This is a genomic window from Ruegeria lacuscaerulensis (assembly GCF_013033355.1).
In the GTDB taxonomy this organism is placed as follows: Bacteria; Pseudomonadota; Alphaproteobacteria; order Rhodobacterales; family Rhodobacteraceae; genus Ruegeria; species Ruegeria lacuscaerulensis_A.
On the sequence record NZ_WQDY01000028.1, the window covers coordinates 1 to 8,708 of the forward strand.

The 8,708-nt window shown below is 52.8% G+C and carries 6 protein-coding genes; 2 read left to right on the forward strand and 4 right to left on the reverse strand.

Annotated features, from left to right (window positions below):
• Positions 1 to 181 precede the first annotated feature (181 nt).
• Positions 182 to 1,726, forward strand: a complete 1,545-nt coding sequence (locus GOW48_RS22135) for a ShlB/FhaC/HecB family hemolysin secretion/activation protein (protein ID WP_170756231.1) — start codon at positions 182 to 184, stop codon at positions 1,724 to 1,726.
• Between the two features lie 1,579 nt (positions 1,727 to 3,305).
• On the opposite strand, the gene GOW48_RS22140 is transcribed toward GOW48_RS22135, so the two are convergent.
• Together GOW48_RS22140 and GOW48_RS22145 are read right to left on the reverse strand one after the other, a co-directional pair.
• The gene (locus GOW48_RS22140; RefSeq protein ID WP_170756232.1) at positions 3,306 to 3,680 is read right to left on the reverse strand and encodes a DUF4345 family protein; all 375 of its coding nucleotides are present in this window, start codon (positions 3,678 to 3,680) and stop codon (positions 3,306 to 3,308) included.
• A 17-nt stretch (positions 3,681 to 3,697) separates the two neighbouring features.
• Positions 3,698 to 4,621, reverse strand: coding sequence for an SDR family NAD(P)-dependent oxidoreductase (locus GOW48_RS22145; RefSeq protein ID WP_170756233.1), 924 nt, complete (start codon positions 4,619 to 4,621; stop codon positions 3,698 to 3,700).
• 111 nt (positions 4,622 to 4,732) lie between these two features.
• Between GOW48_RS22145 and GOW48_RS22150 the strand changes: the two genes are divergently transcribed.
• Positions 4,733 to 5,653, forward strand: a complete 921-nt coding sequence (locus GOW48_RS22150) for a LysR family transcriptional regulator (protein WP_170756234.1) — start codon at positions 4,733 to 4,735, stop codon at positions 5,651 to 5,653.
• Positions 5,654 to 5,791: 138 nt separating this feature from the next.
• Here GOW48_RS22150 and GOW48_RS22155 read toward each other — a convergent pair whose 3' ends face one another.
• Both GOW48_RS22155 and sstT read right to left on the reverse strand, forming a co-directional pair.
• Positions 5,792 to 6,046 carry an SH3 domain-containing protein gene (locus GOW48_RS22155; protein ID WP_234899584.1) on the reverse strand — a complete coding sequence of 85 codons (255 nt, stop codon included), beginning with the start codon at positions 6,044 to 6,046 and terminating at the stop codon, positions 5,792 to 5,794.
• A 290-nt stretch (positions 6,047 to 6,336) separates the two neighbouring features.
• A complete protein-coding gene (gene sstT, locus GOW48_RS22160; protein ID WP_214648707.1) occupies positions 6,337 to 7,566 on the reverse strand; it encodes a serine/threonine transporter SstT in 1,230 nt (409 codons plus the stop codon).
• Positions 7,567 to 8,708 lie beyond the last annotated feature (1,142 nt).

Below are 8,708 nucleotides of genomic sequence, written 5' to 3' on the forward strand. Positions count from 1 at the left end.
TACAGTGATGGCGCGACAGCTGGTATCGAATTCCTGGGCGACGAAGGCGCATTGTAACCTGTTCGCTGTGTATCTCGAAAGCACCAGTCGTGATCAAACTCGAATATCGGCAAGCTCAGACATTCAAACCTCGTAATAGGATTGGGTTTTAACATTCTCAATCACGCAAAGGTTGTAGAAAATGCCTGTAACCAACTCGGTTGTACTTGCGATTATTTGCACTTTTGTGGCCATTGTTTCGGTTCCAAAATACAGCATTGCACAAACCTGGGACATAGCATCACAGCACTCTGTCAGCGGCGTAACAGTGTATGATACGGACGAGCTGCTAACTTTTGCCGGTCAGTTGGCCTTTGATCGGTCAGGGCGCATTACAGCGGTGGAAGTCGCATCAACGATCACTCAGATCTACCGAGAAGACGGCTACTTCTTGGCTGAGGCGTGGCCTGGTCCCGATGGGCAGAGCATAGTTGTTGATGAGGGGCGTATTCAAACCATCGAAATAGAAGGTGTAGATACGCGCACGTTCCAAACCCTAGAAAAGATCTTTCGCCCCCTCACCACCGCATACCCAATAACTCTCAAGCGATTTGAGCGGGCGGTTATGTTGGCCGAGGACATACCCGACTTGGACGTGTCGACCGAACTTGATTATCCGGATCAGGCTGGTGCTCGGCTGAGAGTATTGGGAGAAACACTGCGAAAACAAGCCGGTAGTGCGACACTCGACAACCCTCCGCGTGAGCTTGGAGAAGCGCTCAGCTTCTATGTCGTTCAAGAGTTTTATTCAACGCTGACCGTCGGGGATTTGCTGCGATTTGAGGGATCAGGCAATTACAATTTGGACAAAGACGATGAACACTCTTTATGGGGCGCTCTTACCTATCGCACGCCGCTGAACAGCAATGGTCTGTACGGTGAGATCTTCTACGGGAACATAAACGCAAAACGTGACCTCTCGGGGGACTTTGCGAGAACAGATATTGACGGCGAGAACTTCACAGTCGCGATGGGTTACCCCGTGATCCGCGATGTGGCCCGTTATGGGTATCTTCTGCTGGACTATCGCCTTTCAAAAGCGGAATCAGTCAGCGGTGGCGTTCCACTATCCAGTGACGCGAGTGTCGTTGGCCTTACATATCTTTACGGGCAAAACTATCCAAAGGGACAAGCTCTGGAAGCGGGGCTAACCTTATCTTTTGGTGACAATGACAACGACACGACAGACGCGGATTTTGACGACGGGGACTCTTCGTTCTGGCATCTACGAGGCGGCGTCGGATACGAAAGCCCGCTAACGGGCTTGTCTCCCAACACAGCTTGGCGAACCGAGATCTGGGGGCAGTACACAACAGACCGGCTGCCCTCAGTCGAAGAGTACTTCCTTGGTGATCGTTATGCTTTGCGCGGATATCGTTTTGACGAAGTGGATGGTGATTCCGGAATTTCCGCGATTTTCGAAGTGTCTCATTCCTACTTCCCCAGTTCCCAGAGCATACATCGCTTAACGCCCTTTGCCTTTTTCGACTTGGGTTACATCTCGAACAATGACCCTGCGAGTTTCGAAGTTGATAATGCTACACTGGCCTCGACAGGTCTGGGTTTGGACATTGAGTTTAAGCAAAATCTATTCCTGTCCGGATATGTCGGTGTCCCTTTGAGAGACGGCCCTTTGACCGACTCTGGCGATCCTGGCGCGTATCTTGCTCTGACAACAAGTTGGTGAGGATGTTATGAAACTGAACCGAATTGCTGTACTAACCGCAACTTGTCTAATTGCAGAACTGGCCGCTACTCAGGTCTTTGCCCGTGGAAATCACTACGGGTGGTGCCGAGGCGTAGGGAACCCACACCAGTCGAGCCAAGGGTGCGGGCAGGCTGGTGGGCAAGGGGCAGGTAATCAAGTTACTGGTCCAACTCAGCCGGTGGCAAATCAGTTGCCGCCTAAGGGAACGCAGCAAACGCCCACGTCCGTTACTGTTCCAGTCCTTGCGCCGGGCGCGGTCCCGAACGCAATTCCCGGTCAGGTTCCTATTGCGACACCGATAGCGGTTCCTGGTCAGGTTCCCACGCTGGTAGTAGCGCCGACCCTAACTCCGCCTCTGGCACCGAACGCGACACCAAACCGGGTTCCGACAGCTGTTCCAAATCAGGTTCCGCCTCAGCCCAATGTGCCGCCCTTGGTGCCAACAGCGACACCAAACCAAGTACCAGTCGCCGTTCCCGGTCAGGTCCCGTCTCAGCCCACCGGTCAAAATGCTGTGCCACCGCTCGCCCCGACTGCAACACCAAACCAGATTCCGGTCGCAGTGCCCGGCCGTGTTCCGCAACCCAGCGGTACTACAGCGACACCACCGCTTGTCCCAACCGCAACCCCCAATCAGGTTCCCACGGCGGTTCCTGGTCAGGTTCCACAGTTGACACCAAAACCTACGGCAACGCACGTGGCAGTCCCAGGACATCCGAAACCCCAAGGCGTCGTGACAATCATGCGCCCTAAGCCGAGGCCGACAACCGGTACTGTCCAGCAACCTGGCACAACACAAGTGACCCACCATTTAACCCACCAAAGCAATGCGAAGAAACACGATCACGTCGCAGCAACACCTGGACGACATGACCCGCACGACCTGCCGAGATTCCGCAACGCGGCGGCCAAGGAAGACTGGGAATGCGTTGCCAGCGGATTTGGACAGCGCCGGTATGATGCTGGGCGAGGCGTGTTGCTGAACAACGGAGCGTTGCGGCACCTCGGAAACGTGGACGCAATGGCCCGGGATGTACCTGCTCGGCATCCAAAACACTCTGGGTGCATTATTTCGGTTAAACGAAAGCAGCGCTGAAGCTCGCATGGTAGGTTTTGCTCGGACAATGAGATTAATCGACCAATAGTTCGTCAATTGTCATCAGGATATTTGGATTTCGTATTGCCCTTATTACCTGGCGTTTACGTTGGCTAACGTAGCCCAACAATGCTCTGTACCTAAATTTGCTTCAATTAGGCCAACAATCTAAAGTGCCGCACTTCCAAGAAGCCCCTCCGACCATCTGAGACGGTCGGATCGGGCAAGCGAGACTTTGAACGGCAACTTTGCAAAGTCGGCTTTCCGCGCACTACTTTCGTTTGCGCGGACTGCAGCACCTGGTAACTTTGGGCTCAGTGCGGTCGTACGCTGCGATCTGTCTGAATGACCGCTGTGCGGTCAAAGCGGATATTGCGAGAGTGTTAACTCATAGAGTTGGTGCTTGGTTGATCGGAAGGCGGCTATTCCAACTTCGCCGCCGTCCGATTGAAGCAAACCCGGCTACGCGGAAAGCTGGTAATACGCGGTGACCAACACTCCGATGATCATCAGTTCAGCGACCAAGGGTGGCACAACTGCCTTGTAAAACCCGTCCGCTAAAATTCCGACAATACGCCCGGCAGCTACAACCGCCATCAGGACCGCGACAGCCGCATAGCCCAGAGTCTGCCCGGTGGTCAGTGCGATCACTAGAGAAGTCACTGAGGCCAGAAACAGCCCGCCGATCACCGAACGGATTGTGCTCAGCCCGGCTGTGCCAACCGGCTCGATTGCAAAGTTAGCAACCATGCGCCGGGGTGCAAACATCGACATGATGCCAAGACCAGACATCATGAGGGTTGCGAGGATAACGAGGATGTTCAGTGTGGTTTCCATTTCATTACTCCTGTTTTCTAGGCGAATTGGCGCAATGCCTTGATCGCGTTGTCCTGGGTGGTGATGTCCGACAGAGCCCCATCGATGCCGGCTTGATCCACGACCGGCCCAGTGGGATAACCGGCTTGGCTGGCGTAGAAATGGCCGGTTTTGAACTCCGGGTCGAGCAACCCGTCCAGATACCGTTTTGCTCCGGCTTCAACGCTGTGCATCATGCCTAACAGAGGCATCAGCACACCGCCCACATGTTTGAAGACAATGCGTTTCATAAATGGCAGGTCATCAAAGCCAGCCGTTCCGGCCGTGCCGCCTGGGCTCATGGTTACAAAGCGAATATGAGGGTTTTGACGCGCCATCGCCCCCATCCAGAGGGTCGCGGTAAGCTTGGCATAGCCATAGGTCTGCATCGGATCACCGTCGGGGCCGAATTTGGTACCATCGGCGATTGACTTGAACTCGTCCACCGTCCCATCGGACAGGCTTGGGCCGTGCATACCCATTTTGGGAATACCACGAGCAGCCTCGGACCCGGCATATAGAATTGTAGACGTCACTAACTGGCGCTCTAACAATGCGTCGACCAACACCACATGACCCAGAACATTTGTTGCGAAGATATTTGTCACGCCATCGCTGGTAAGGCCGTTTGGGTTCCGCCCGCCCGTGCCTCCTGCATTCAGGATTACCGCGTCGATTGGGGTGGAAAGTGCGGCTACAGCGGCGCGAACCGAAGCCGGGCTGGTCACGTCCATCAGGACAACTTCAAAGATCTTGCGCCCGGTTTCACGTTCCAGCACTGATTTTGCGGCTTCCGCTTTGATTGGGTTACGACAAGCCAGATAGACTTTGGATATACCTTTCTGAAGCGCAAGCTGCCGGGCTGCCTCGCGACCCAATCCGGCATTTGCGCCGGTGATCAACACAGATTGTATATGGTTCATCGGTCATAGTCCTTGAGTTTGCGTTTGATTAGCCCAAGGTATTCCGCCCGAAAATTGATCTGTAGTTAGTTATTTCTGGACACGCTGTTTCAAAAATGAAACACAAGCTTCATGTCGATCAAGGAAAGCCACTCTCTCAACTGGGATGATCTGAAGTATTTTCTTGCTGTTGCAAGAACTGGGACATTGCGGGGCGCCGCCGATAGCATTCAGGTCAACCATACGACCCTGACCCGGAGGCTATCGGTTATGGAGGAACGTGTCGGAAGCCGCCTCTTTGATCGCTCAAAGCAAGGCTTGGCGCTGACCCAGCTTGGGGAAGACCTAATGCCTCACGCCGAACGCGTTGAGGCAGAAATGACAGCGGCTTCTCGAATGATTGTCGGTCGCGACACTCAACCTTCTGGCACGGTCTACATCACATTGCCCCATGGTCTGGCAATGACATCTCTGATGGACGATTTCGCCACTTTCGCCGATCTCTACCCAAACATCACCCTGAACATGAACTTCACAAATGACATTCGTGATTTGACGCGACGGGAAGCGGACGTATCGCTCCGAGTTGCAAATGAGGTGACGGATGATGTCGTGGGCCGAAAGCTCGTGCAAATGTCGCAAGCTGCCTATTGCACACGAGAATATGCTGAGCGGGTCACCGATAACGGTGGCGAGGGACTCCACCTAATTGGCTGGCATGAGCCAGAAGAGACGACCACGGCGAACTGGGTTAAGAACAGCTACTACCCAAAAGCCACGCTTAAACACCGAGTATCTGAACTTGTCCCATTGATCACGCTGGCCGCATCCGGGCTTGGCATGGCTTACCTTGCGTGCAATCTGGGAGACCGGCACCCAAACCTTATCAGAGCACCGTTTCAGAAACCCATGCCCTACAGAAGCATCTGGTTACTGCTACATCGCGACTTGAAGAACACGGCCCGGGTCAGACTATTCGTAGATTTCTTGGCTGCAAGTGTCCAATCGAGGCGGAATGAGTTCTGGGTCGCCGGAACGAAACTGCGCCAATAGATGACAGTCACTGCACTCCAGTTCAATCGCTACCTGTCGTACAAAATATGCCGAAGTTAGGGAAACATCCTAACCGCTTCAATTTTGGTTCTTTTGACAAGACCTGGATATCTAAGGTGGCACCCTGCAAAGCCAAAATCATAGTTTTCGCAAATATGCCCAAGATACAAATCCCTTTAAACCACGCGCACGTTTCAAGGAGACCCGGCACCAACGGGTGCCGCCGGTCTGCTCGCAACTGTGAACTCGTAAAACGGTTCCATTTGGAAAACCCGCTATCACGTTGAACCCTATTCCCGGTCCTGCACGCAATTTCAGCATGTCTCCGTCTTCAACGCCAAAAACCTCGTATTGTCCGAGAGAAGCTGCCGATGCGGACTCAGAAACGACCATAGCGCCTAGGAAGAATGTAAATAAATGTAGGAAGATAGCACTGCGCATAACGTTAACCTGCCTGTTTGGTTAACTGCAATCTTAGCGTCTCTGATCATCAAGCGTAACTCCTCGACCAAAGTATGCGTGCGTCTAAACCGACAATTGAACAAAAAATTCTAAAATAAGCCGAAACTAAGGTTTGGGCTCGATGCGATTGTTCAGTGACTTGCACCCGATGCCTGTCTTGCATACCGATCCGTTCTTCAACCGCCGACCAGTGCCAGCGGTTGAAGTGTTTCACGCAATTCCTAAGCGGGCAGTTGAGCCTCGGCCAACTTTCGTGGGTAAGGATCTCCTTGTTTGTACGATCCCGCCGCGGTGAACAGAACGTCGGTCGATGAGTTCAAACCAGTCTCCGCAGAGTCTTGCAACACGCCGATAATGAAGCCGATGCTCACCACTTGCATGGCCGTTGCATTGTCGATGCCGAACAAGCTGGCGGCCATTGGGATCAGCAACAGTGATCCACCTGCTACGCCCGAAGCCCCGGTGGCAGCAATCGAGGCAATGATGCTGAGGAACACGGCCGAGATGAAATCAACCTGAATACCCATTGTATGAACGGTTGCCAGCGTCATGACAGTTATAGTGATCGCAGCGCCAGCCATGTTGATCGTAGCACCGATTGGAATCGTGACCGAGTAAGTCTCTTCATCCAAATCCATACGGCGGCAAAGTTCCATGTTCACAGGAATATTGGCCGCCGAACTGCGCATGAAGAACGCGGTAACACCGGACTCTTTCAGGCATGTGAAAACCAACGGATATGGGTTTTTGCGGATGCGCAGGAACACGATCAGCGGGTTGACAACCAGCGCCATGAAAATCATGCAGCCAAGCAGCAACGCCAGAAGTTGGCCATAACTTGCAAGTGTTTCAAAGCCGGTTTCAGCAATCGTCGAAGCCACGATACCGAAGATACCGATTGGAGCTAGCCGGATAATTGCTGCGACGATCTTGGTGATCGCGCCGTCCAGATCCGACATCAGGGTCTTAGTTGTATCACTGGCGTGGCGGAAAACAAGTCCTAGACCAACGGCCCAAGCTAGAATGCCGATGTAGTTTGCGGTTACCAGAGCATTTACTGGATTGTCCACGATTTTAAGCAAGATATTCTTAACTACCTCAGCAAGACCGCCCGGCGCATCCAAAAGCTCGGGCGTGCCGGTCAGATGCAAAGTAACCGGAAACATGTAGCTCGCTGCAACCGCAACCAGAGCAGCTGCGAAGGTTCCGATTAGGTATAAGAGTACCACGGGGCCCATACGGGCATCGCTGCCCTTTTTGTGGTTGGTGATCGCAGCGCAAACCAAGATCAACACCAGAACGGGTGCAACGGCTTTTAATGCGTCGACGAAGAAATCGCCGAGCAAGCCGACGGCTGACCCGGCAACGGGCCAAAAGGTGGAAAGCAGAACACCCGCGACTAGGCCGATGGTGATTTGGGTAACCAGGCTACCACGCAGAATAAAATTCATTGGGACCATCCTGTTTGAGTAGGGGCCATATGGACGAAGCTCACGCCCGCGCAGGCACGGTTGAAATTCAAAGGCTGGTGGCTATTTGGAGGTCTTGGCGCAAAATTAAACGTCTCTAGATGACCTAAGACTTTGTCGCACATTTCTGAAGTGGTTGTTTTCACGACCAAAAAGAGTTCAATTTGTTGATTTATTACAGGTACTTACCTTACGTCAATTTGCTCGCAAATTTCACTTAAACATAAATGTTTATTAATGTATTTCCCAAAGTTCGTTTTCTCCAAATCGGGTTCTAACTTGCCCTTCCCGCCAAACGATAAGCCCGTAACTGGAACGGCAAGGACAGTGTGCTGAAGGCTCTTACCGAACCACGCCAACCCTTCGTTGACTGCCATAAGCCTTGGCAAGGAAAGCGTGCCAAAACGTCTGCTTTAGGCGCAACGCGATCGTTCGACAGAATTCAACGAATGCCTACAGCGCGGACAAAGCAGCTGGTCTTCAAATTAGATTTACTACTTTGCCAACTTTCGAAATTTCAACAGAACTGCGCTTCCTACCGTATGGTGCTTTTTAGAAAATATATGTTCAAATTTTGGCCGAAGGCTATTCCCAGAGGCCACCGATTCCGCGCTTAGGGCTCCATTCTAGTGGCTTCAAGATTGCGCGACAATTAAACCCCTTTTGCTCAATAGTAGGCTTAGCGCCTGTTATTCGTTTCGCAACATAAGCAACTGAGAAACTAACTGCCTGCGAAGCGTCAAAAATTTAGGACCAAAATCATAAAGTCTGCCGAGTTCCGCGCTGTAGCCGCAACGATATCTTGGCAGAGGGTCAGCATCTTGCCTGGCCAGCATTCCGCCCACAAGAACTTCAGAGACAGTAAAAATTAGTGGCCTGACACCCCCTATGCGCGATCTCGTGTCGCGCAGCGTGCAGCGTCGCCCCTCGCGTCCCATAGAGGACAACATAATGAACAGGGCCTATTCTTGGGGCCTAGTGAAACTGTGTTTTCCCCGCCTCCATCGATACGGTTGTCCCTTTTTCACCGCGAACGGCTGCAGGAACATCTGCTAGGGCGCAAATGATGGCGCGACCGCCCGAGGATCGCACAAAGTCTTGTGCAGCCTGGACCTTGGGGCCCA